Origin of the sequence: Candidatus Pedobacter colombiensis (genome assembly GCA_029202485.1) — a bacterium.
In the GTDB taxonomy this organism is placed as follows: Bacteria; Bacteroidota; Bacteroidia; order Sphingobacteriales; family Sphingobacteriaceae; genus Pedobacter; species Pedobacter colombiensis.
Genome location: CP119313.1, coordinates 3,415,956 through 3,439,275, shown reverse-complemented (window position 1 = coordinate 3,439,275; position 23,320 = coordinate 3,415,956). Strand labels below are relative to the sequence as shown.

The following is a 23,320-nucleotide window of genomic DNA, read 5'->3' as shown; positions in this document are numbered from 1 at the left end:
ATCAAAAATAATTAAATCATTAAATTACACTTGGTTATGAATGTTAAAGATTGTTAAAGTTTGTTAAAATTTGCGCCAAGGTTTAGTTCCAGGATGCCTTTGCACAGGACTAATAGTGTTGCTCAATTGTGGCATCGATTACAATATAGCCATCTTTTTTGCTTTCGGTAAAGATGAGGAATCGGTGGTTGTCAGGCTTTATTTTATATTTTTTGACAAGATTTTCTGCTTTATCTCTGTAATTTCTAACCACTACATTACCAACAAGCTGCTTTTCTTTTTTTAATTCTCCGGAACTGATGATCCTGTTTATTTTAAATATCCTTCCCGGAAAGCTACTGTTGATTTGGTCGCCGCTGTAGAGTTGTGTTTGTGTGTTCAGTTTCTTTAATCCGTAAGTTAAGCCGATCAGGTTAAAAGCGCCACTCTTTAGTAAAGCGGTATCTGGTTCGTACAAATAACCCGAAGGTGTTTCGGTCAGTATTTGTGGCTGACTGGCTTCTTCATCTCCTTTTAAAAAACTAAAGTGCTTTTCAGTTTCGTTTAGGGTGCTGCAGGTTATTTTTATATTGGAGACTTCCTGCTTTTCTATAACCCATAGCAGCTCTTTGCATTCATTTTTTACACTTACAATATGGATTTCAGCAACATTATTTAATTCTTTTATACCAGCGGAGAGGTCTAAAAGAGGGGCTGTTTTAACGATAATTCTGGCAGACTTTTTTAGTAACAGATCCAAATGCTCCACCACATTTGGTGTACAGTCTTTTAACATAAAGACCTTACCGGCGCTGCTTCTTCTTGCCGGATCTATATAAATGGTATCGAAAGTAGCTGCCGTATCTTGCAGGTAAGCAATACCATCAGTGGCCAGGAAGCTCATATTGTTTTGCCCCAATACTTTTGCATTGTGCGCTGCTATTGCTGATAGCTCGGGGTTTATTTCGCAATGTACCACCGAGTCAACAGCTTTTGCAAAGTAATAACTATCTACCCCAAAGCCTCCTGTCAGATCAATCAAGCTATTTCCTATAGCCAATTTTGCTTTGTAGGCAGCAGTTGTTTCGGATGAGCATTGCTCTATGGAAAGCAGGGGCGGGTAGTAAATAGATTCAGTATGATACCACCTGGAAAGTTTCTTTGCAGATTTGTTTTTTGCAGCAATTTGATTGGCCAGTTCGCGGGCCTCAACTTCCTTAAAAGGACTTTTGGCCATAGCAATTTTATGGACATCATCATTTAAGTGATGGCTGATGAATTCCTGTACCGGCTGATCTAAAATGTGCTTGTTCAAGGATCTGTTTACTCCGTTTCTTTTTTATCTTTCATTACAATCTGACAGGTATTTCTACTTTTTACCTCCAAAAGAATGTTCTTATTTACCGTTACGCGATCTATTGTTTCCTGGTTGTAATACCTGATGGTAACCAATTCTACTCCGGTATTGTATTTCGTTTTGTAATCCTTAGATAAATCTGCGATTAAAGCTTCCAGTTTTTTCTCATCATAATCAAAGCTGATGGAAAAACTGATGGCAGAGTTGAGCATGGTATTGATTTTAACCCTGTGTTTATGGAACAGGCTAAAAATATGACTCAGGTTCTCTTCAATAATGAACGAAAAATCTTTAGGGAATATAGATAATAAAGCCTGGTTTACTTTAAAAATAAAGGAAGGTACATGCAAATGGTTCTTTAGATCGGTAATAGCTGTTCCTTCAGCATTTGGATGAAGAAATGAGCGTACATATAAAGGTATATTTTTGTTTTGTATAGGCTTGATGGTTTTTGGATGGATAACGGTGGCACCATAATAGGACAGTTCTATTGCATCATGGTAAGAAAGCTGAGGAATTCTTTCTGTTTCATCAAACCATTTAGGGTCGGCATTTAAAACGCCGGGTACATCTTTCCAGATGGTTACCGATTCTGCATTTAAACAGGCAGAAAATATGGCTGCAGAATAATCAGAACCTTCACGCCCTAACGTAGTCGTAAAGTTTTCGCTGGTACTACCAATAAATCCCTGCGTTACGACAATATTTTCGGCCAAAATTGGTTCCAGATTCTTCTTTATTTCTGTTTCCGTTTTTTCCCAGTTTAGTGAGGCTTCACGATAGGTATTGTCGGTATGGATGAAATTGCGGGCATCTACCCATTTTACATTGTCACGTAAAGTTCCCAACCATGCTGCTAATATTTTAGTGGAAACAATCTCGCCGATAGAAACGATCTGGTCGTAAATATAATCGGGCGCATCATCAGGTTGCTCTTCAATCAGCCAGTCTATCTCTACAAACGTATTTACAATATCATTAAATATTGGGTGATTGTGATCTGGAAAGAGTTGATTTAAAATGTTAAAGTGGTATAGTTTTATCTCTTCAAATATTTGCAATACATCGTCCTGATTGTTTAAATAAGCCTTAGTCAGGTCTTCCAGTCTATTCGTCATTTTTCCCATTGCGGAAACAACAATGAGTAATTGATGACCTTCGTGGTTATTGATGATTGACGCGACGTTTCTCACTCCATCGGCATCTTTAACAGATGCTCCTCCAAATTTGAATACTTTCATTTTTTTAATTAGCGGGGTTAAGTAAGCTGTTTGGTTTTGCGATATCCTTTAAATCGGCAAAAGGAATAACCAGCTCAGTAATTCCGTAGGCATAAGCTTTAATTTCATATGGATTATAAAGGAACTTTAGACCTTTTTTGGTAATGCTGAAATTTTGATTTAAGCTAAACTTATCGTTTTCAAAGAAGTAATTGTCTTTTAAACTCGCAGTTGGGGATAGCTTTTCATTTTTTCTAAATACCTTTTCTGCTATAGCAGTTAATTTTGGCATTGAGCCGGGATTGATCAGTGAATCTAAAACAACCTCCTTATGATTTTGCGGATCGTAATTCAGGTAGGTGTAAGCGCTGTTAGGATGTGCACCGCCTTCATAATTTACAAAAGTGAGCAGAAAAGAAAGGTACTGTGGGTGCTGTTCTTTAACCTCTACTTTTGCATCCATAAACCAGGTTTGTCCATAATCTTTATTCTCCGTGCTGAAAGAGTCAAAATTCTTAACAAAAGCATTGGTGAAATCTTTGTAGGTGGTATAATGCTCACCCTCATTTGCACAATTCATTACCTTTTGCTCAATAAACTGGTTGATTTGCTGGTCTTGAAATACAGGATACCTGATGACCGCTTTTGTGGTGTCCGTTGTATTTTCATTGCTCTTAATTACGAAATTACTGGATACTTTTACCGAGTCATATTTAAAAGACAGGCTGGTGTAATCCGTTTCATTTATATTGTCTGAACCATTAATGGTTTTTTTCTCATTCTGACAAGCTATAAAGCTTAGAGAGATGAATAAAAGAGCTAATTTTTTCATAGGATAGGTTTTTATTGATATGATTTCATCTTTAATTGCTCAGTAGAGAAGGAGGCATTAAGCCAACCTGTATCCAATTGCGCGTCATATTTATTGTAAAAGTTAAGCGCTGGCTCATTCCAATCTAAAACCTGCCAGTTCATACCATTATAGTTTTTATCTTTTGCCTCTTGTACGACACGCTCAAAAAGTAATTTGCCAATGCCTTTACCTCTGTAAGATTCTGTTACAATAAAATCTTCCAGATATAGGCGACAGCCTTTCCATGTGGAGTATCTGGTATAATAAATAGCAAAACCTGCAATAAAACCATCCACCTCAGCTACAAAAGCATCCCACACCTTATGTTCGCCAAAACCTGCGTCAATAAACTCTTCCAAAGTAACTGTAACCTCCTCAGGAGCCTTTTCGTAAAGCGCCAGCTCATGTACCAGTTCCAGTAATCTTACACAATCTTCTTTTACAGCTACCCTTATATTTATGTTCATTCTTCCTTACAACTCTTCTTTATAATGTTTAACCTTTCTCTTCCCAAAAATGCTGCTGCCAATGCGTACCATTGTACTACCTTGTGCAATGGCTAGTTTATAGTCACCCGACATACCCATTGATATTTCTTTAAAATAGTCTGCCTTTCTAAAGAAACTTAGCTTAATCCCATCAAACAATACTTTTAATTCATTAAACTCATCAGAGGTTTGTTTTTCCAATGCATTGTTGCTGGCGATACCCATAATGCCTACAATGCGTATATTTTGCAAAGCGGCAAACTCATCAGAGCGAAGCAGTTCTATGGCTTCATCAAAACCCAGTCCAAACTTGGTATCCTCATCAGCAATATAGATCTGAAGGAGGCAATCAATTACCCGTTTGTTTTTAAGGGCTTGTTTATTGATCTCCGTCAATAATTTTAAGCTGTCTACCGATTGGATCAAGCTAATAAAAGGAGCGATGTATTTAACCTTATTGGTTTGCAAATGGCCTATCAGGTGCCATTCTATATCTTGCGGTAGCTTGGCTTGTTTATCAACCAGTTCCTGTACAATATTCTCACCAAATACCCTTTGTCCGGCATTATAAGCTTCCAAAACAGCATCAGCTTCCTGGTATTTAGACACCGCAATTAGTTTAACGGATATAGGATCTAATTCGTTTTTATATTTTAATAAGTTATCTGCTATACTCATTTATCAGTATTTTTGGTAAAATTAACAACCTTAGCGAACTTTGTCTAAGAAATAATGATGTTTTAACATAATGAGGAACTTTCTATATATCGTAATTATCTTTTTTTTTAGCTCAGGATGTAAACCCGGTATCCCAAAAGATATCATACAGCCAGATGAGATGGCTAAGGTATTGCACGATATACATATTGCGGATAGCTATCTTGGCCAGCTTGCCCGTCCCGATTCAGTTAAAATAATCGCTGCGGGCTACTACAAAAGCATTTATAAGAAATATGATATCGATTCAGCCTTGTATGCGAGGAGCATGAATTACTATTATAAAGAGCCCCAGGTATTAAATGATATTTATGTAAAAGTTACCGGCCAGTTGAAAAAGGAAAGGGATGCCATTGTAAAGGCAGATTCTATTTTTAATGCAAATGAAATGTTAAAAATAAAGATGAAAACGATTCGGGATTCGACCAGAACCGCTGATTCAACTTTCTGGGCTGACTTTTTGTTGAAAGATCGGACTAAACTGAAGGGGGCTAAGTTAACAGATACCGCTAAGTTAAAAGATACGGTTAAAAAGAATATTGACGTGATCAGATTAAAAATGGACTATAAAGTCCCAAAGATTTAAAATAAGTATGTTATATCCGGAGAATTGTTTGGAGCGTTTGGGGTTTAATGAGGTAAGGCAACTTATTTATAAACACTGTTTGAGTCCAATGGGACAAGAAATGGTTGGGAAAATGCAGGTAATGACCAAGTTTGACCAGATCAATAAGTTTTTGAGGCAAACGTATGAGTTTAAAAGTATCCTCGAAAACCAGGAGCCTTTGCAAATCAGTACTTTTTTTGATATTAAGACCTTTGCTGAAAAGATCAGGGTAGAAGGGGCTTACCTGGTTGAAGAGGAATTGTACCAGATGTATGTTTCTTTGCAGACGGTATTTTCTGTTTTGCGATTTTTTGAAGAAAGGAAGGATGTTTATCCTAATCTGGAAGCCTTATTTGAACACCTTCCGGTAGAAAAAAATATTCTTAAAAAAATAGAGACTGTTCTTGACCCAAAGGGGAAAATTAAGCCCAATGCTTCGCATGAACTGCAAAGTATTATTGGCGATATCGCCAAAACTGAGCATGATGTACGCAGGCGGATGGATTCGATCTATAAGCAAGCTGTTGGTAACAATTGGGTAGCTGATGGAAGTTTAACCATTCGTGATGGCCGGATGTGTATCCCGGTACTGGCTGAGAATAAAAGGAAGTTGCGTGGTTTTATTCATGATGAATCTGCAAGTGGACAGACCGTTTATATAGAACCGGAGGAAGTTTTTACGTTAAACAATAAGCTGCGCGACCTTGAGTTTGATAAGCGAAGGGAAATTATTAGGATATTGATTGCATTAACCAATGATTTAAGGCCTTATACGCCTTTATTGTTGTCGTACCATGGCTTCTTGACCAAGGTAGATTTTGTTAGGGCAAAGGCTTTGTTTGCGATAGATGTGGAGGCGGATATGCCTGTGTTGATCCCTGCAGCAAAAACTAAGCTGATCAATGCATCGCATCCACTGTTGTATCTTTCCTTTAAAGAAGATAAAAAGACAGTTGTTCCACTGAATATTCATATCAATGAGGAGTTGAGGATTATGCTTGTTTCCGGACCTAATGCCGGTGGTAAATCTGTTTGTATGAAAACAGTGGGTTTACTTCAGCTGATGGTACAATCCGGATTGTTAATTCCCGCTCATGAATCGAGTGAAGTGGGGATATTCGATCATATTTTTGCTGACATTGGTGACGATCAATCTATTGAAAGTGACCTGAGTACATATAGTGCGCATTTAACCAAGATGCGGTATTTTGTAGCTCATGCTACACCTAAATCGTTGGTGCTGATTGATGAGTTCGGTACCGGTACTGACCCACAATTTGGTGGGCCAATTGCTGAGGCCGTATTGGAAGTTTTGAACAATAAAAAGGTGCGGGGCGTAATTACTACCCACTATTCTAATTTAAAGCTATTTGCCGGTAACACACCTGGACTGGAGAATGCTTCGATGTTGTTTGATAATGACAAAATGAAACCTTTGTATGTTTTGGAAATTGGCAAGCCCGGAAGCTCTTATGCTTTTGAAATTGCTCAAAATATAGGTTTGCAAAAAGAGGTGCTTGAATTGGCCCGCGTAAAAACAGGAACCAATCAGAATAAGCTTGACAGTTTGTTGGTTGATCTGGAACGGGAGAAAAAGCATATTTATGATACTAAATTGAATTTATCTACCCAGCAGAATAAAGTGAAAAATCTGGTTGCTGAGAATGAGAAGCTGAAGTCGTTCCTGGAAGAAAACAAGAAATTGCTGATTAAAGAAGCAAAGCTGGAGGCTCAATCTATCATCAAGAATGCAAATAAGCTGGTTGAAAATACCATTGCAGAGATTAAAGAGAAGCAAGCCGATAAAGTGGTGACCAAGGAACTGAGACAAAATCTGCAAAAGGTTTTGGTACAACATCAGGTAAAGGAAGAGAAAAAGCCGGAAGTGCCTCAGCCTTTAAATACGCCTATTGAAGTGGGGGATTTGGTGCAATTGAAAGGGACTGAAACCATGGGCCAGGTTTTAGAAATTAATAGAGATAACCTGGTATTGGCACTTGGCGATCTACGGTCTATAGTGAAGAAGAACAGGGTGCAAAAGATTAGCAATAAACAGGCCAAGAAAATTGTACAAAGTAATTCTTATTCCGGCAGTATTTCTGAAGCGATCAGTAGTTTTAATGCTGAATTGGACTTAAGGGGAATGCGCACAGAAGATGCACTGCATGAGGTAGAGAAATATCTCGATAAGTCGATTATGCTTGGCTTTCCGGTTGTTAAATTGATTCACGGTAAAGGAGATGGTATCCTTAGAAAAATGATCAGACAGTACCTTAAAAAATATAGTCAGATAAACCGTGTTGAAGATGAACATGCTGACAGAGGTGGGGATGGTATTACCTATGTTTATTTTAATTAAGATTGTTGGCTGTCAGATGGATATGGTGGATTAATGCATCAAGTTCAATAGAAAGTTTTTTAGCACCTAAAGTGTTTAAATGATCCGCATCATGGAAGTCTGAAAACTGGAATGAGTTATCTTTTAATAAATTTACATAAGTCACATTATGACAATGTGCGGCCAGATCCACCATTAGATGTGTTGTCTGGTTCAATTGTTTTGCATTGAGGTGCTCTATGTAGGTTATGTAGGCTGGTGGTGTATAAAATAATATTTGTATATGTCTTTGTTTGGCAAAGCTAATCATGTGCTCTAAAATAGCTTTATTCTTTGCTAAATGTTCATTATCCATACCGCTATGCCTTTTTGCAGCTTCGATTCCGGCCATAAGGAAATCAATTTTATGCTCAGGCTTCTTGTATATGCCCCAGCCTAAATTTGAAGAGCTGATGAAGCTATTTTTTTTAATAAGGTACAAATAGAGCTTGTACATGTTTTGTTCAAATTTACTAAATATTTCAAAGTGATTAGAAAGGTCGCCCGTCCTGATTCCATAATAGATCTCATAGTTTTTCAGTCGCCAGCTTTCTTCGTTATCCTTTAAAGAGCTAAATAAACTAAAATAAGAAATAGGTATGGCAATGAGTTTTAAGTTTGTCAAGTCCCCACTATGTTTTTCAAGGATCTTTTCATCTAAATCTAGCGATTGAGAAACATAAGCCGCATTGAAGGATTTCTCTTTCACATAGGCTGGATTAACTCCATAAAAGGCATGCGAACTCCCCAGGAATAAGATGGTGATCTCCTTTCCGTGCATTGTTAGGTAATTATTTTTAAGTTCATAATCATTTGGAATATGACGAAGGAGAAATTCGGCAGAGGCTCCGAAAACCATTAACGGTAGCAGAAATAGTAGTGTAGATTTTAGGAACTGTTTCATATTAAAACTGGAAATAAATAAATTGTTGCTTTTCGCCAGCAAACCAAACAATTGCTGCCACCAATGTATAATAAAAGGACCACCTTACTGGCTTAGGGAAGTTAAACCCAAAATTGGCGATCGCATACTCCTGTGTTCTTCCCCGCCATTCTATCAGCATAAACATCATGATCAACAATATAAGGTGTAGAGGAAGTAACTGTGGTTTGCTGAAGGCCGAGGTGGAAAACATGCCGCCTAGATATTCAAAAGCATGATGAAGGTTCTTTGCTCTGAAAAATACCCATGCAATCACAGTTAGTCCAAAAGTTATACCCATAGCTATAGTTTCCTTTAGATTGGGAAAAATTCTGCCCTCAGCTACAACATCCAGATTTCTCCTATTCGTTTCAAAGAAAATCGATGGCATAATATATAGGGCATTTAAAAGTCCCCAGACAATAAAGGTCCAGTTAGCTCCGTGCCAAAAACCACTGACCAGAAATATGATAAACGTGTTTCGGATCTTTTTCCAGGTGCTACCTTTACTTCCCCCCAAAGGGATATATAGATAGTCTCTAAACCAGGTTGACAAGGAGATGTGCCACCTGCGCCAGAACTCGGCAATATCTCTTGAAAAATAGGGGAATGCAAAGTTTTTTAACAGATCAATACCAAAAAGACGAGCTGTGCCTAAAGCAATATCTGAATAACCAGAAAAGTCGCAATAGATCTGGAAAGTGAAAAATAAAGCACCTAAAATTAAAGTGCTGCCGTTGTATTCAGATGAATGGTTAAATATCATATTGGCATACGCTGCACAACCATCTGCGATAACAATCTTTTTAAACAAGCCCCATAAGATCTGCCTTAGCCCGTCTACCGCTTTAGAAACATCAAAACTCCTTTCTTTTTTTATTTGTGGCAAAAGATGGGTGGCCCTTTCGATCGGTCCGGCAACAAGTAAAGGGAAAAAGCTTACAAAGAGCGAATAATCTACAAAATTGCGTTCTTCCTTTATCCTGCCTTTATAAATGTCTATGATGTAAGATAAACCATGAAAGGTATAGAATGAAATCCCAACAGGTAGCAACACATTTAATGTTAAAAAACTAGTCTGAAAGCCTAATAAGGAAAGTCCATCAGCAAAAGAACTTGCGAAGAAATTGAAATATTTAAAAACAGCTAAAAAACCTAAGTTTATACTAATACTTAGCCAGAGCCAAAACCTTTTTACTTTTTTGCTGCTGGACTTGCTTATTTTTATTCCGGAATAGTAATCCAGCAAGGTCGAGAAAATTAGTAGAAACAGGAACCTGTAATCCCAGCAGGCATAAAAATAATAACTAGAAACCAGTAGTAATCTATTTTGAAGCTTAAGATTACCTCGAGTTACAAACCAGTATAGCAGAAAAACTATCGGTAAAAAAAGAGCAAAACTTAAGGAGTTAAATAACATATACTCAAGAAGCATTAGAGCCATAATTAAATTTAATAACTTTCAAACCGTTTATTATGCAGCTTGTTACTTATGTAAAGTGTTTTGTTCATTAGTTATACACTCTTATTCGACATTAATGATGATTTTTATATAAATCGCTAAATATTTGGTCGGTACGCGAGATATAGTATAATTTAGTAGCAAAATCAAATGATATGATCAATAAAGTTGTTTCAGGTGCTGAGGAGGCTATAAAGGACATCGAAGACGGTGATACTTTAATGCTCGGTGGATTCGGTTTATGCGGTATTCCCGAAAATTGTATTGCTGCGTTGGTAAAAAAAGGTGTTAAGAAATTGACTTGCATTTCTAACAATGCAGGGGTAGACGATTTTGGAATAGGCTTGTTGCTGCAACAGCGACAGGTAAAAAAAATGATCTCTTCTTATGTGGGTGAAAATGCTGAGTTTGAACGTCAGTTATTGAGTGGCGAGCTTGAGGTGGACCTTATTCCACAGGGAACTTTAGCTACCAAATGTATGGCTGCCGGTTATGGTATGCCTGCAATTTTTACTCCGGCAGGAGTAGGCACTGAAGTAGCCGAAGGTAAAGAGGTGAGAAACTTTAATGGTAAAGATTATCTGATGGAGTACGCTTTTGATGCTGATTTTGCAATTGTAAAAGCTTGGAAGGGTGATACTGCCGGGAATTTGATCTACCGTTCTACCAGTAGAAATTTTAATCCTGTAATGGCTATGGCCGGTAAAGTGACCATTGCAGAAGTTGAGGAGCTGGTCGAGGCCGGTGAGCTTGATCCTGATCAGATTCATACACCTGGAGTATTTGTTCACCGTATTTTTCAGGGGGCAAATTATGAGAAAAGAATAGAACAACGTACAGTTAGAACTAAAGGCTAATCCTATAAAATATTTATATGCTGGATAAAAATGGAATTGCGCAGCGGATCGCAAGAGAAATACATGATGGATATTATGTGAATTTAGGGATTGGTATTCCGACTTTGGTAGCCAATTATATCCCTGAGGGAATAAATGTAGTACTACAGTCGGAAAACGGACTGTTGGGGATGGGCCCTTTCCCTTTTGAAGGAGAAGAGGATGCTGATTTAATTAACGCCGGAAAACAAACCATTACTACTTTGCCCGGGTCATCAATCTTTGATTCGGCATTGAGCTTTGGAATGATCAGAAGTCAGAAAATTGACCTGACCATCCTTGGTGCTATGGAGGTGTCGGAAAATGGCGACATTGCCAATTGGAAAATTCCGGGTAAAATGGTAAAAGGTATGGGCGGTGCAATGGACCTTGTTGCTTCAGCTAAAAATATAATTGTAGCCATGCAGCATGTAAACAAGGCCGGAGAAAGTAAGTTGCTTCCAAAATGTACTTTGCCGTTGACGGGTGTAAATTGTATCAAGAAAATTGTGACGGAGTTGGCTGTTTTAGATGTATTGCCGGAAGGGGGCTTTAAACTGATTGAACGTGCACCCGGCGTAAGTGTTGATTTTATCAGACAGGCTACACTAGGTAAGTTGTTCGCCGATGATAATGTACCTGAAATGGTATTTTAATGGTATAAAAAAGGAGCTTGTTAAAGCTCCTTTTTTATTACTTAATTCTACAGTACTTTTCTTTCAAATCCACAGAAATCTCTTCTGTTATTTTAATGATATCATCAGGAGTATCATTATTATTAATCACAATTGTGTCGCATATTTCCTTGTAAGGGAGTAAGAACTCTTTGTAAGCTGGTACCACATGGTTATGCCATTTGTACAATACATCGTCTTCAGGATATCCACGCTCCATACCATCGCGTTTTATACGGCGTTGTAAAGCAATCTCTTCTTCAGCTTCCACGAAGATTCGATGATCCAGTAAAGCAGAAATCTCTTTAAAATGGAGAATAAAAAGTCCCTCAACAATGATGATTGGTGCAGGGTTGATTTCCAGTATTTTAGTTACCGCTAAAGGGTTGTTGAAATTGTATTCCTTTTTATAGATGACTTCGCCATTGATGAGTTTTTTTATATCCAATAAAAATTGTTGATCATCAATGGTTGTTGGCAGATCAAAGTTGTACAGTTTATTCTCTTCCTGGGTCATTTCGCCGGCAGGGAAGTAGTAGTCATCCTGAGAAACCAGGGTAACTTCATCATTCTTAAAATGATGTAAAAATGAGTTTAAAAAAAAGGTTTTGCCGGATCCACTTCCTCCCGCTATACCAATAATGAAGGGCTTATTGTTCATTGTCTTGTCCGCCGTATGTTAAATTGCAATAAAATCTTTTGTCTAAAGCGCCAAGTGCATCAGCAACGGCTTTAGTCATTACAATGATAACATCTTTTGTCGATTCATTCTCTGTGAATTTACCAACAACTTTAGCGAAGGTCGACCGGTTGGTCATCGGGTTGGTGATTTTCATTACCGTTCCAACAGGAGCAGTACGGTGTAACACAAGCATTTTCGAAGGGTCAAGATCTGCATCTGCAATCCACATACCTGTCCCTTTTTCGTCGATCTGATTTAAGCCATATCTGCTGGCAGGATATCTTAATGCCGGATCTTTGATAGAATTTAAAGTGTCTGCATGATTTTCCGGTGCAGGAGGTTGAACATTTTTCGGCGGATATTGTCCACTGATCAATAACTTTTGCCCCACGCGTAAGGAATTATCAGTCAGATTGTTTTTAGCTTTTAACTGATCCATGGTCAGTTTATAGCGTGTAGCGATAGAATATATAGTTTCATTTGAAGCTACTGTATGTTCAATAAACTCTTCAGGCTTAGTAGTTGCTCCGGCCTTTTTTTCCGGTGTTTGCTCAGGCTTTTTGTATCTGTTTTCTGGAGCTATATTCGTTTTTACGGGAATTTCCTCTGCTTTTTGCTGTACAGGAGGTATTTGTACGGGTTGTGTACGTTGCTCTGTTGCAGGTTCCTCAGCAGGCTTTCCCGGGATTTTTAACAATTGTCCAATCTGAAGGTTACTGGAATTGAGGTTGTTTACCCGTTTGATCTCATTAACCGTTGTGCCATATCTTTCGGCAAGCATATTCAGGTTTTCCTTTTTTTGTACCGTATGTTCGGTAAGGTTGCCATCTGTAGTAGTTGATGCAACAGGTGCCTGATTTGTTTTGCCTGAAGTAGTTGAAGCCGTAAAAGGAATGCTGGTAGGTACTTTAACGATGACACCAATCTGTAAGAACTTGCTGTCGTTAAAGTTCATGATATCCTTCGGAGATACATTATAACGTCTGCCGATTGAATAATAAGTGTCTTTGGCATCAACCTGGTGAATAATTAATTTCTTTCCGTTGCGATTTTCTACTCCTATTGAATCCCTTGTGATGGCACTTGCTGTCGACAAGTTAATCAGGAGTGCAAGAATGGATACTATATAATATTTATGCATTAATGTCTTTGTAAAATTTAAAGGGCAATTATACGAATAATATAAATAAAGCGTCGAATTCGAATATTAAACGTTCTTTTTAATGTCCTATTGCATGGTTTTAACATTTTTCCAAACCATTTATGGTACCACCTGTTGTTAAAGGAGACAAATACTGTTCTCGAAATAAAATTTAAAGTTAATACTATGGACGCGAAAGAAATCAGTTTAAAAGAAAAGGAAGTAAAATCAGTAGTTGATATGTTAAATGATTACCTGGCTAATTACCATATACATTATCAAAAATTAAGAGGCTGCCACTGGAATATTAAAGGCCAGAATTTCTTTACATTACATATCAAGTTTGAAGAGTTGTATACCAATGCTCAGTTAACCATTGATGAAATTGCAGAGCGTGTACTGACCTTGGGTAAGCCGCCACATAGTCGTTTTGCAGATTATATTAAAGAATCAGCCATTAAAGAAATAAACACCATTGGAATGAATGATCTGGATATGGTGGAGGCCATTTTGGATGACATGGCCAGATTGATCGGATTGGAGCGTGATCTGTTGGATGCTACAGTTAAGGCAGGCGATGATGGCACCAATGATATGGTAAACAGGTTTTTGCAGTTTAAGGAGAAAAATACCTGGATGCTGCGTTCGTTTGCCGGTAAAAAATAGTCCATACATTAATTTTCTATACAAATCGCCATGTTGAATTTATTTCGGTATGGCGATTTTTCTTTTAATATCTTTGAGGCGATGGGATATAAAAGTTTAGCCGATTGTGTTGCTGATTTAGAGCAGCATGGTCATCTGATTCGGATAAAAGAAGAGGTTGATCCTTACCTCGAAATGGCAGCCATTCATTTGCGCGTATATGAGCAAAATGGACCGGCTCTTTTTTTTGAAAATATTAAGGGCAGCAAGTTTCCAGCGGTTTCTAATTTATTTGGCACATTGGAACGCTCGAAATTTATGTTCAGAGATAGCCTGCCTAAAGTAGAGCAGTTGGTAAACCTTCGCTCGGATCCGGTTAAGGCCTTAAAGAACCCATTAAAATTACCCGGTGTTGCCTTTACTGCACTTACCGCATTACCATTAAAACAAACTTTTAAATCAGTATTCAGTAAAACCACCATTGATGCCTTGCCACAAATTGTAAACTGGCCTATGGATGGCGGTCCTTTTATTACGATGCCACAGGTATATACTGAGGATATTGATAAGCCAGGGATCTTAAATGCTAACCTGGGGATGTATAGGATACAGCTTGCTGGTAATGATTACGAATTGAATAAAGAGATTGGATTGCATTATCAAATCCATAGAGGAATAGGGGTACACCAGTCTAAAGCCAATGCCAAAGGACAACCTTTAAAAGTGAGTATTTTTGTAGGTGGTCCACCATCACATCCGCTGGCTGCGGTCATGCCTTTGCCGGAAGGTTTGTCGGAAATGACTTTTGCAGGTGCATTAGGCAACCGAAGGTTCAGGTATTTTTATGATGAAGAAGGCTTTTGTTTATCAGCCGATGCCGATTTTGTGATCACCGGAACGGTTTATCCACATGAAAATAAGCCTGAAGGACCATTTGGAGATCATTTGGGCTATTACAGTCTTACGCACCCTTTTCCTTTAATGAAGGTGCACAATGTTTACCATCGTAAGGATGCGATATGGTCGTTTACCGTAGTGGGAAGACCGCCGCAAGAAGATACGAGTTTTGGTGCTTTGATCCATGAAATAGCCGGATCGGCTTTGCCTAAAGAAATTCATGGCTTAAAAGAGGTGAATGCGGTTGATGCTGCAGGGGTTCATCCTTTATTGTTTGCCATTGGAAGTGAAAGATATACACCATATTTAAATGAGCGCAGACCTCAGGAGATTTTAACCATTGCCAATCATATTCTGGGTAAAAACCAATTGAGTCTGGCCAAGTACTTATTTATTGCTGCAAGGGAAGATGATGAGCATTTGGATACCCATGATCTTGCGGGCTTTATGCAACATATCCTTTCGCGAATGGATTTCCGTACAGATTTGCATTTTCATACCCATACCACAATCGATACACTGGATTACAGTGGGGATGGTTTAAATAGTGGCTCGAAGGTTGTTTTTGCAGCTGCAGGAGGTCAAAAGCGAATACTTAAAAATGAGTTACCTAATGGGTTTCATTTGCCTGAGCCATTTAATCATTATCAGATGGCAATTCCAGGGGTATTGGCTATCAGTGCTCATCCTTATGTGGATGCTGCCCATGCCGAACAGGAAATGGTATTATTAAGCAAGGATTTAAAAGATCAGGAATTGGATGGTTTGGCCTTAATTGTGGTTTGTGACGATGCTAAGTTTACTGCGGCAACGATCAACAACCTGGTATGGGTTACTTTTACCCGAAGCAATCCGGCCTCTGATATCCATGGGGTAGGGAGTTTTATCAGTAATAAACATTGGGGTTGTACAGGTCCGGTTATTATTGATGCCCGTAAAAAGCCGCATCATGCGCCGGAATTGATTAAAGATGAAGCGGTAGAAAGACATATAGATCGGCTTGGCCTTAAGGGTGCTTCCTTGCACGGAATCCTATAAAACAGCAAAGCCCGGACTTATCAAATCCGGGCTTTGCTGTTCAAATCGTTAGGGATTAAAATCGAATTCCAAAAGTTAAGAATACATTGTTGTTGGCATTTTTAATCATGGCTACCGGTTCTGCTCCATCACTCAGTACATAGGGACTATTTGTCTCTTTTGATTGAACACGCTGATAAGCGATATCAAAATAGTATTCATTAAAGCGGTATCCCAGGCCACCACTATAAAATTGAGTACCATAAGTATTTTTAGAATCATTTTTGATAGGACTTCCGTTTAATCCGTAACCTGCTCTTAAGCTCAGGTTATCGATTTTATATTCTCCACCAACTCTATAATTTACAGCTGAGGTATAAAAGTTTTTAATGTCCGCATTGCTATCCATAATTGCTTTGTCAAGTGAACCACCTCCATCTTGTGATAGGCGGGCACTTGCATAATCGATAAAATCCACATCAGCAGAAATAATAGCTTGTCCAGCTATGACATAACTAGCACCCAATGAGCCTTTTGCAGGTGTCTTTAGGTTGTAAGTATAGTTATAGTTTAAAGGTCCTATATCATTCGAAAGTCTTTCACCAGATAAAGTGGTGAATAGGTTTTCTGAAAATGAATCTTCCATATACAACCAGGTTGGTGTTTGATAGGTTGCACCGATCCTGAAACTTGAAACAGGTCTGAAGATTAAGCCTATTCTACCATTAATTCCTGAACCATGGGTTTCCTGACTGGTTAGATAGGAGAAGCTGTAGTTTTCTTGCGGTCCATAACCCACAGTACCATTTGCAGGATCTCCATTGTAAGTTTGTAGTATACCTTTTTCTCTATATTCTGAATCATTAAGGTAACGAACATTTACCATTCCTATACTTGCACCAATATACAATTGGTTAGAAATATTAAGTGCTCCCGAGAAATTTACTTCAGAAGTAGAACCTGAAGCAGTTTGATTTTTACTCTGCATATTGCTGCCAATAAATGGATCGGCTGTATGCACGGGGCCACTGGTCGGCGTATTGTAGTTCATCAGGTAGTTCTGATAAGCTAAACGCTCCAGAGAGTTTTTAGGAAGAACTCCTTGAGCATTCATGCTGCTATTTGCTAACTCCGCAAAATAATCACGCATTGTTGTCGTGTTATTGTTGCCGCCGTAATTGTAACTTTGCGTAAAATCGTTGTTTCTGCTATAGCCAATACCAAATACAGCACTCAAAACACCTTTTTTAGTGTCTTGTCCCTGTGCCTTGAAAGTAGGGTTATACCAGACAATACCGGCCTGGTTTATATTTAATTTATTGTCTGAAGCCTTGTCTTGTTGTCCCAGGTAATCAGATTTTGAAGTTGCATTGTTAAATTCGGGAGTAAAACTAAATTCTGATCTGGTAAAGAGACCTAAACCGGCTGGGTTGCCATTTAAGGAACTCATGTCTCCGCCTACGCCAATTTGCGCATTCCCCATCCCTTTAAATCTTGCAGAGCTGCCGTAATTACTGTTCGAGAATCGGATTGCGTCTCCGGCATATTGTGCATATGTTGTGCCTGTGGTCGCTACTATAGCCACCATAAGTATCTGTGTAAATTTCTTCATCTGTGTATTTCGCTTAAATTATCTGCCGCCTCTTGATGGTCTGCTTGTACCGCCACCGCCGCCTGAGCTACCACCGCCATAGCTGCCACCGGAACTACTGCCTTCACTTCTTGAAGGAGGAGTATACGAAGGAGGTGGGGTATAGGACTCTCTTGTTGGTCTTGCCGGAGCTTCAGTTCTGCTTGGTCTTGAACTTTCTGTTGTTGCCGGTCTTGCAGTTTCAGTTCTGCTCGGTCTCGAACTTTCGGTCGTTGCTGGTCTCGAAGTTGTACCATAATTACCATTGACGCTACCTCTTGAAGGTCTGCCAGAAATTACACTTACACCATTATTGCTTTGTGTTCTGGACGACCTTGGAGAAAGATAGGCATCATTTCCATAACCTCTATTACCGGTGTACCCATTGTTACCACCTCTGTTTGGTCTAGGTCTGTAGTCTTGCACATTGGTTGTTCTGCCGGTATAGAAACCGCCGCCCCAGTAGCCACCACCCCATAAACCGCCACCATAATAGCCACCGCCATAGTAGTTGTTATAACCATAAAATGGAGAATAATAACTACCCCATGCGTTGTATGGGGAATTCCATATAGAGCCATAAAAAGGGCTATAGCCAAAACCAAGACCAAATGACAGGCCATAGTTGCCATACCACCCGCTATCAAAGAAAGGGTCATAATATCCTCTCCATGAAGGTCCTGTATAGTAAAATCTGTTTATACGTGATGAGTAATCCATATCATAATAAGGATCACTTGTTCCATAGTACTCATCCTGAGTATCATAGCCGGATTCTCTTACGGGTACTTGTTGTTTATACTCCCTTGCCTGCGCTACAGAGTTATAAACATCATCATTCGAATTTTGCTGCGCTAACCTTGGCGCAGAGCATGACGTGACAACTATGGTCGTCAGGGCCAGCATACTGGTGAATAAATAATTTGATTTCATAACTATATCCCTTCTTTGTGTGTTGTGTGTTTTGTAGGTATAAATTTATAGATTTGTAGCCTACATTACAAGTCATTTAACACAAAAAACGTTCCAAAACAGTTATGAGCAAAGGTATTACAAGCAAAAACGAAGATTATTCCCAATGGTATAACGACATTGTTATAAAAGCCGACCTGGCAGAGCACTCCTCCGTTAAAGGATGTATGGTAATTAAGCCATATGGATATTCCATTTGGGAGAAAATGCAGGCGGTTTTAGACCAGAAATTTAAAGAAACAGGCCACAGCAATGCTTACTTCCCTTTATTCATCCCCAAGTCGTATTTTTCTAAGGAAGCGTCGCACGTTGAAGGCTTTGCTACTGAGTGTGCCGTTGTGACACATTACCGTCTTAAAAACGATGGAAATGGTAACATCATTGTTGATGAAACTGCAAAGCTGGAAGAAGAACTGATCGTAAGACCAACTTCTGAAACCATTATCTGGAATACTTATAAGGGCTGGATTCAATCCTATCGTGATTTGCCTATCCTTGTAAACCAGTGGGCCAATGTTGTACGTTGGGAAATGCGCACACGTTTGTTTTTACGTACTACAGAATTTTTATGGCAGGAAGGGCATACTGCTCATGCAACTGCTGATGAAGCTATTGCAGAGACAAAACAAATGTTGAATGTATATGCTGATTTTGCAGAAAACTGGATGGCTTTGCCGGTAGTTAAGGGTGTAAAAACGCCTAACGAACGCTTTGCAGGCGCTTTGGATACTTATTGTATTGAGGCCTTAATGCAGGATGGAAAAGCACTTCAGGCTGGTACTTCTCACTTTTTGGGGCAGAATTTTGCTAAAGCATTTGATGTGAAATTTACAAATAAGGAAGGTAAGATAGAACATGTATGGGCTAGCTCATGGGGTGTGTCTACCCGTTTAATCGGTGCCTTAATTATGGCGCATAGTGATGATGCCGGATTGGTATTGCCTCCAAAACTTGCACCTATACAGGTGGTTGTTGTTCCAATATATAAGCATGACGAAGAGCTGCAAAAGATCACTGCTTTTGTGGATGAACTGATATCGAAGCTAAAACGGATGGGTATTTCTGTTAAATACGATGATCGTGATACGCAACGTCCAGGGTTTAAATTTGCTGAATATGAATTAAAAGGTGTGCCTGTTCGTGTGGCAATTGGTAGCAGAGATATGGAAAATGGAACTGTCGAACTTGCCCGTAGGGATACAAGAGAAAAACAAAGTGTATCGCAAGATGGTTTAGAAATACATATAGCTCAATTGTTAGAAGAAATTCAAGAGAACATTTATAACAAAGCACTCAACTACAGAACTGAGCACATTACTGAGGCCAATTCATATGAGGAAATGAAGGAACTGTTAGATACTAAGGCTGGATTTATTGCTGCACATTGGGATGGAACGCCTGAAACAGAGCAGAAAATCAAGGAAGAAACAAAGGCTACCATCAGATGTGTACCTTTAGATAATAAGCTGGAAGATGGTGTTTGTATTTATTCAGGTAAACCATCTAAACAGCGTGTGTTATTTGCCAGAGCCTATTAATTCATAATAATGGATACAGAAAATTATAACAAGATATTAACTGAGTTTGAAAACAAAGCCTCCTTAAAACAGGCTATCTATCGCAATACAGCAGAGGTATTTGGCTTGTTAAAAAAGTTATTGGCGGAGATTGCGCTGAAATTGCAGCATGATTATAGTGCTAAAGATCCTTCGGTAGAAATTAATTTCAAGGAGAACAATAAGTTTGAAGGACAGCTTAAATTTTCTGGCGATATGCTTATGGTATCTATGCATACCAATATTTTTAATTTTGACCCTTCACATTCTATATTTCAGAGTGAATATATTAAAGATGATGAGTCCTTAAGCTATTGCGGGATCATTTATATCCATAATTTCTTAGCTGATTCTATAAAATATAATCGGCTGGCAGATGAGGGGACTTTGATTGCCCGGATTTTGATCAATAGGGATAAGCACTTTATGGTTGAAGGAGAAGGGGCACTCGACTTTTTATATCAGGACTTTGTCAACAATCTGATTACCGAAGAAAAATTAACGGATATCATTGAAAGATCGATCCTTTACTGTCTGGATTCAGACCTACTGATTCCGCCTTTTGCCCAGGTAAAAGACGTAACTTTAAATCAGAAACAATCTATGTTGGTTGCCAGTGGTTTTCCTACCGGTAAGAACATTGGCTACCAGTTTAAATCAGAAATAGAGCAAAATAATAACATATGAAATTTGCAACAAAAGCTATCCACGCCGGTCAGGAACCTGACCCAACTACGGGAGCAGTAATGACCCCAATATATCAAACTTCTACCTACTGGCAGAGATCGCCTGGTGACCATAAAGGTTTTGAATACTCAAGAGGTACCAATCCAACACGTGTAGCTTTGGAGGCTTGTTTGGCTGCTTTAGAAAATGCTAAACATGGATTGGCATTTTCAAGTGGTATGGGCGCTACTGATGCGGTCATGAAACTATTGCAGCCCGGAGATGAGGTGATTACAGGAAATGACCTTTATGGTGGTTCTTATCGTATTTTCACTAAGGTTTACGCCAAGTACGGTATCAAATTTCATTTTCTGGATCTTTCGAGACCGGAGAATATTGAGCTGTATATCAATGATAAAACGAAACTGGTTTGGATAGAAACACCGACAAATCCAACCATGCAAATTGTTGACATTGAGGGTATCGCTAAAATTACTAAACAACATAATTTATTGTTGGCTGTAGACAATACATTTGCTTCTCCTTACCTGCAAAATCCGATGGATCTGGGTGCTGATATTGTGATGCACTCGGTTACAAAGTACCTTGGCGGTCACTCCGATGTGGTTATGGGTGCTTTATTGGTAAATGATGATCAGCTGTACAAAGACCTGTGGTTTATTTACAATGCATGTGGTGCAACTCCTGGTCCACAGGACGCATTTTTAGTGCTTAGAGGGATTAAAACACTTCATTTACGCATGAAAGCACATTGTGAGAATGGAGCAAAGGTTGCGCATTTCCTTAAGAAACATCCTAAAGTAGATAAAATCTACTGGCCAGGCTTTGAAGATCATCCTAACCATGATATTGCTAAAAAGCAAATGCGGGATTTTGGAGGAATGGTGTCTTTCACTTTAAAAGATGCTGACTTAAAGGAAACTTTTAGGGTCGCTGGTTCATTTAAGGTGTTTACACTGGCCGAATCTCTGGGGGGGGTAGAATCCTTGATCAATCATCCAACGAGTATGACTCATGGTTCTATTCCAAAGGAAGAACGTGAAAAAGTAGGAGTAGTTGATAACCTATTGCGTTTAAGTGTTGGGGTAGAGGATATTGATGATCTTATTGCTGATCTGGAACAGGCACTTAAATAGAAAGAATTGGAATTTTTAGAACTTAAAGATTTTTTGGATGTTAAGGTCGACCAGTACAATAGACCCAACTTTATTCAAAACGATCCCATTTGCATTCCACATCAGTTCTCTAAAAAACAGGATATTGAAATTGCCGCATTTTTTGCGGCAATTTTAGCTTGGGGGCAGCGCAAAACCATTATCAATAAATGCAATGAACTGTTTGCGAGGATGGATAATGACCCGTATAATTTTATGCTACACCATAGTGATGAGGATCTAAAAAGGCTGCTTGGATTTAAACACCGGACCTTTAATGATACAGATCTGTTATATTTTATAGCCTTTTTTAATCAACATTATCAACAATTTGATAGCCTGGAAGCAGCTTTTTTGCCCCCGGGTGATCTATTTCAGACTGATTTTGTATCGGGACAGGTTTTGGGGAATTATAAAGGATATGCTTCATCAAGTTGTATGCTTTCTGAGCTAAACCAACAGGAACCTAAAATAGAAAGGGCTTTGAATTACTTTAGATCGTACTTCTTCTCCTTGCCTGACTATCCACGTCGTACGATTAAGCATGTTTCATCACCGATGCAGAAGTCTACCTGCAAGCGCTTAAATATGTTTTTGAGGTGGATGGTGCGTAAAGACAATAAGGGGGTCGATTTTGGGATCTGGAATAGGATTAAGCCTGCAGATTTGATTTGTCCCTGCGATGTGCATGTAGATCGTGTAGCCCGTAAACTGGGACTCATTGAACGCAGGCAGACGGATTGGCGTACGGCGGTAGAGCTTACTGCTCACTTGTTGTTGTTAGATCCTTTAGATCCTGTGAAATACGATTTTGCTTTGTTTGGACTGGGGGTCGAAGAGAAATTCTAAAACTTTTTTCGGATACATATTCTTTATACCTTTAATTTAAGATGATCACTTTTAAAGCAGAAATAGAACGTTTTGGCGAAATGGGCGAAAAAACAGGCTGGACCTATGTTTTTGTTCCGCAAGCTATTGCCAATCAGATTAAGGCCGATTGTAAGAAAAGTTTTAGGGTAAAAGGCCACCTGGATCATGTAGAAATCGAGGGTGTGTCATTGGTTCCCATGGGCGAAGGAAACTTTATCATGGCCTTGAATGGTGGGATACGTAGACAACTACGAAAAGAAGTTGGTGGTGTATTGGTCTTATCTCTGGAAGAAGATGTAACTTTTAAAATCGAGATGCCCGAGGATCTGGAACTTTGCCTTTCTGATGAGCCGCATTTACTCAAAAACTTTTTAAAGCAGCCCAAGTCGCATCAAAACTGGTATATCAACTGGCTCAATAGTGCCAAAACAGAGCCTACCAGAACCAAGCGAATTGTAAAGATCGTTTCGGCTATGGATAAAGGATGGGATTTTGGAACTATGATGAGAGATGGGAAACCACGGGAAGAAAAGTAAGC

Annotated in this window: 22 protein-coding genes; 11 read left to right on the top strand and 11 right to left on the bottom strand. The window is 38.9% G+C overall.

Annotated features, from left to right (window positions below; translation table 11 throughout):
- Positions 1-109: 109 nt before the first annotated feature.
- The 5 genes from P0Y49_14430 to P0Y49_14410 are packed head-to-tail and all read right to left on the bottom strand — an operon-like array spanning position 110 to position 4,575.
- Complete coding sequence (locus tag P0Y49_14430; GenBank protein WEK17990.1) at positions 110-1,294, bottom strand: hypothetical protein; 1,185 nt, start codon at positions 1,292-1,294, stop codon at positions 110-112.
- 8 nt (positions 1,295-1,302) lie between these two features.
- Complete coding sequence (locus tag P0Y49_14425; protein ID WEK17989.1) at positions 1,303-2,577, bottom strand: aspartate kinase; 1,275 nt, start codon at positions 2,575-2,577, stop codon at positions 1,303-1,305.
- A 4-nt stretch (positions 2,578-2,581) separates the two neighbouring features.
- Complete coding sequence (locus tag P0Y49_14420) at positions 2,582-3,388, bottom strand: DUF3298 domain-containing protein (GenBank protein ID WEK17988.1); 807 nt, start codon at positions 3,386-3,388, stop codon at positions 2,582-2,584.
- A gap of 11 nt (positions 3,389-3,399) precedes the next feature.
- Positions 3,400-3,876 (bottom strand): GNAT family N-acetyltransferase, encoded by a 477-nt coding sequence (locus tag P0Y49_14415; protein ID WEK17987.1) that lies wholly within the window; start codon positions 3,874-3,876, stop codon positions 3,400-3,402.
- Between the two features lie 6 nt (positions 3,877-3,882).
- Positions 3,883-4,575, bottom strand: coding sequence for a YggS family pyridoxal phosphate-dependent enzyme (locus P0Y49_14410; GenBank protein WEK17986.1), 693 nt, complete (start codon positions 4,573-4,575; stop codon positions 3,883-3,885).
- Between the two features lie 70 nt (positions 4,576-4,645).
- Here P0Y49_14410 and P0Y49_14405 point away from each other — a divergent pair, with 70 nt between their 5' ends.
- Together P0Y49_14405 and P0Y49_14400 are read left to right on the top strand one after the other, a co-directional pair.
- Positions 4,646-5,200 (top strand): DUF4296 domain-containing protein, encoded by a 555-nt coding sequence (locus P0Y49_14405; protein ID WEK17985.1) that lies wholly within the window; start codon positions 4,646-4,648, stop codon positions 5,198-5,200.
- A 7-nt stretch (positions 5,201-5,207) separates the two neighbouring features.
- Positions 5,208-7,580, top strand: coding sequence for an endonuclease MutS2 (locus tag P0Y49_14400; protein WEK17984.1), 2,373 nt, complete (start codon positions 5,208-5,210; stop codon positions 7,578-7,580).
- Here P0Y49_14400 and P0Y49_14395 read toward each other — a convergent pair.
- Together P0Y49_14395 and P0Y49_14390 are read right to left on the bottom strand one after the other, a co-directional pair.
- The gene (locus tag P0Y49_14395) at positions 7,573-8,502 is read right to left on the bottom strand and encodes a hypothetical protein (protein ID WEK17983.1); all 930 of its coding nucleotides are present in this window, start codon (positions 8,500-8,502) and stop codon (positions 7,573-7,575) included. The genes P0Y49_14400 and P0Y49_14395 overlap by 8 nt on opposite strands.
- A 1-nt stretch (position 8,503) precedes the next feature.
- Positions 8,504-9,769, bottom strand: coding sequence for an MBOAT family protein (locus P0Y49_14390; GenBank protein ID WEK17982.1), 1,266 nt, complete (start codon positions 9,767-9,769; stop codon positions 8,504-8,506).
- 368 nt (positions 9,770-10,137) lie between these two features.
- Between P0Y49_14390 and P0Y49_14385 the strand changes: the two genes are divergently transcribed.
- Both P0Y49_14385 and P0Y49_14380 read left to right on the top strand, forming a co-directional pair.
- Complete coding sequence (locus P0Y49_14385) at positions 10,138-10,839, top strand: CoA transferase subunit A (GenBank protein WEK17981.1); 702 nt, start codon at positions 10,138-10,140, stop codon at positions 10,837-10,839.
- A gap of 17 nt (positions 10,840-10,856) precedes the next feature.
- Positions 10,857-11,513: a CoA transferase subunit B gene (locus P0Y49_14380; protein WEK17980.1), complete on the top strand. Its 657-nt coding sequence runs from the start codon at positions 10,857-10,859 to the stop codon at positions 11,511-11,513.
- A 37-nt stretch (positions 11,514-11,550) separates the two neighbouring features.
- On the opposite strand, the gene P0Y49_14375 is transcribed toward P0Y49_14380, so the two are convergent.
- On the bottom strand, positions 11,551-12,192 hold the full coding sequence (locus tag P0Y49_14375) for a uridine kinase (GenBank protein ID WEK17979.1): 642 nt from the start codon (positions 12,190-12,192) through the stop codon (positions 11,551-11,553).
- Positions 12,182-13,354, bottom strand: coding sequence for a LysM peptidoglycan-binding domain-containing protein (locus P0Y49_14370; GenBank protein WEK17978.1), 1,173 nt, complete (start codon positions 13,352-13,354; stop codon positions 12,182-12,184). The genes P0Y49_14375 and P0Y49_14370 overlap by 11 nt, the downstream gene beginning before the upstream one ends.
- Before the next feature lie 186 nt (positions 13,355-13,540).
- Here P0Y49_14370 and P0Y49_14365 point away from each other — a divergent pair, with 186 nt between their 5' ends.
- Positions 13,541-14,020 carry a DNA starvation/stationary phase protection protein gene (locus tag P0Y49_14365; GenBank protein WEK17977.1) on the top strand — a complete coding sequence of 160 codons (480 nt, stop codon included), beginning with the start codon at positions 13,541-13,543 and terminating at the stop codon, positions 14,018-14,020.
- Positions 14,021-14,101: 81 nt separating this feature from the next.
- Positions 14,102-15,934, top strand: coding sequence for a UbiD family decarboxylase (locus P0Y49_14360; GenBank protein WEK21801.1), 1,833 nt, complete (start codon positions 14,102-14,104; stop codon positions 15,932-15,934).
- A 55-nt stretch (positions 15,935-15,989) separates the two neighbouring features.
- On the opposite strand, the gene P0Y49_14355 is transcribed toward P0Y49_14360, so the two are convergent.
- Together P0Y49_14355 and P0Y49_14350 are read right to left on the bottom strand one after the other, a co-directional pair.
- Positions 15,990-17,525 carry a hypothetical protein gene (locus tag P0Y49_14355; GenBank protein ID WEK17976.1) on the bottom strand — a complete coding sequence of 512 codons (1,536 nt, stop codon included), beginning with the start codon at positions 17,523-17,525 and terminating at the stop codon, positions 15,990-15,992.
- An 18-nt stretch (positions 17,526-17,543) separates the two neighbouring features.
- Entirely contained in the window at positions 17,544-18,476 is a 933-nt protein-coding gene (locus tag P0Y49_14350; protein ID WEK17975.1) for a hypothetical protein, read from the bottom strand.
- Positions 18,477-18,580: 104 nt separating this feature from the next.
- Here P0Y49_14350 and proS point away from each other — a divergent pair, with 104 nt between their 5' ends.
- Genes proS through P0Y49_14325 form a run of 5 tightly spaced genes read left to right on the top strand, consistent with a single transcriptional unit; the run spans position 18,581 to position 23,318 of the window.
- Positions 18,581-20,053 carry a proline--tRNA ligase gene (gene proS, locus P0Y49_14345; protein ID WEK17974.1) on the top strand — a complete coding sequence of 491 codons (1,473 nt, stop codon included), beginning with the start codon at positions 18,581-18,583 and terminating at the stop codon, positions 20,051-20,053.
- A 9-nt stretch (positions 20,054-20,062) separates the two neighbouring features.
- The gene (locus P0Y49_14340) at positions 20,063-20,758 is read left to right on the top strand and encodes a hypothetical protein (GenBank protein WEK17973.1); all 696 of its coding nucleotides are present in this window, start codon (positions 20,063-20,065) and stop codon (positions 20,756-20,758) included.
- Positions 20,755-21,894 carry a cystathionine gamma-synthase gene (locus P0Y49_14335; protein ID WEK17972.1) on the top strand — a complete coding sequence of 380 codons (1,140 nt, stop codon included), beginning with the start codon at positions 20,755-20,757 and terminating at the stop codon, positions 21,892-21,894. The genes P0Y49_14340 and P0Y49_14335 overlap by 4 nt, the downstream gene beginning before the upstream one ends.
- Positions 21,895-21,900: 6 nt before the next feature.
- Complete coding sequence (locus tag P0Y49_14330) at positions 21,901-22,761, top strand: TIGR02757 family protein (protein ID WEK17971.1); 861 nt, start codon at positions 21,901-21,903, stop codon at positions 22,759-22,761.
- Positions 22,762-22,802: 41 nt separating this feature from the next.
- Positions 22,803-23,318: a YdeI/OmpD-associated family protein gene (locus tag P0Y49_14325; protein WEK17970.1), complete on the top strand. Its 516-nt coding sequence runs from the start codon at positions 22,803-22,805 to the stop codon at positions 23,316-23,318.
- Positions 23,319-23,320 lie beyond the last annotated feature (2 nt).

Bases quoted from the DNA above. Each gene is read 5' to 3' on its own strand.
- P0Y49_14425 (WEK17989.1), bottom strand. From the start codon at position 2,577: ATGAAAGTATTCAAATTTGGAGGAGCATCTGTTAAAGATGCCGATGGA.
- P0Y49_14385 (WEK17981.1), top strand. From the start codon at position 10,138: ATGATCAATAAAGTTGTTTCAGGTGCTGAGGAGGCTATAAAGGACATC.
- P0Y49_14380 (WEK17980.1), top strand. From the start codon at position 10,857: ATGCTGGATAAAAATGGAATTGCGCAGCGGATCGCAAGAGAAATACAT.
- P0Y49_14395 (WEK17983.1), bottom strand. From the start codon at position 8,502: ATGAAACAGTTCCTAAAATCTACACTACTATTTCTGCTACCGTTAATG.
- P0Y49_14415 (WEK17987.1), bottom strand. From the start codon at position 3,876: ATGAACATAAATATAAGGGTAGCTGTAAAAGAAGATTGTGTAAGATTA.
- P0Y49_14340 (WEK17973.1), top strand. From the start codon at position 20,063: ATGGATACAGAAAATTATAACAAGATATTAACTGAGTTTGAAAACAAA.
- P0Y49_14370 (WEK17978.1), bottom strand. From the start codon at position 13,354: ATGCATAAATATTATATAGTATCCATTCTTGCACTCCTGATTAACTTG.
- P0Y49_14365 (WEK17977.1), top strand. From the start codon at position 13,541: ATGGACGCGAAAGAAATCAGTTTAAAAGAAAAGGAAGTAAAATCAGTA.
- P0Y49_14400 (WEK17984.1), top strand. From the start codon at position 5,208: ATGTTATATCCGGAGAATTGTTTGGAGCGTTTGGGGTTTAATGAGGTA.
- P0Y49_14360 (WEK21801.1), top strand. From the start codon at position 14,102: ATGGGATATAAAAGTTTAGCCGATTGTGTTGCTGATTTAGAGCAGCAT.
- proS (WEK17974.1), top strand. From the start codon at position 18,581: ATGAGCAAAGGTATTACAAGCAAAAACGAAGATTATTCCCAATGGTAT.
- P0Y49_14325 (WEK17970.1), top strand. From the start codon at position 22,803: ATGATCACTTTTAAAGCAGAAATAGAACGTTTTGGCGAAATGGGCGAA.
- P0Y49_14375 (WEK17979.1), bottom strand. From the start codon at position 12,192: ATGAACAATAAGCCCTTCATTATTGGTATAGCGGGAGGAAGTGGATCC.
- P0Y49_14350 (WEK17975.1), bottom strand. From the start codon at position 18,476: ATGAAATCAAATTATTTATTCACCAGTATGCTGGCCCTGACGACCATA.
- P0Y49_14405 (WEK17985.1), top strand. From the start codon at position 4,646: ATGAGGAACTTTCTATATATCGTAATTATCTTTTTTTTTAGCTCAGGA.
- P0Y49_14410 (WEK17986.1), bottom strand. From the start codon at position 4,575: ATGAGTATAGCAGATAACTTATTAAAATATAAAAACGAATTAGATCCT.
- P0Y49_14420 (WEK17988.1), bottom strand. From the start codon at position 3,388: ATGAAAAAATTAGCTCTTTTATTCATCTCTCTAAGCTTTATAGCTTGT.
- P0Y49_14355 (WEK17976.1), bottom strand. From the start codon at position 17,525: ATGAAGAAATTTACACAGATACTTATGGTGGCTATAGTAGCGACCACA.
- P0Y49_14335 (WEK17972.1), top strand. From the start codon at position 20,755: ATGAAATTTGCAACAAAAGCTATCCACGCCGGTCAGGAACCTGACCCA.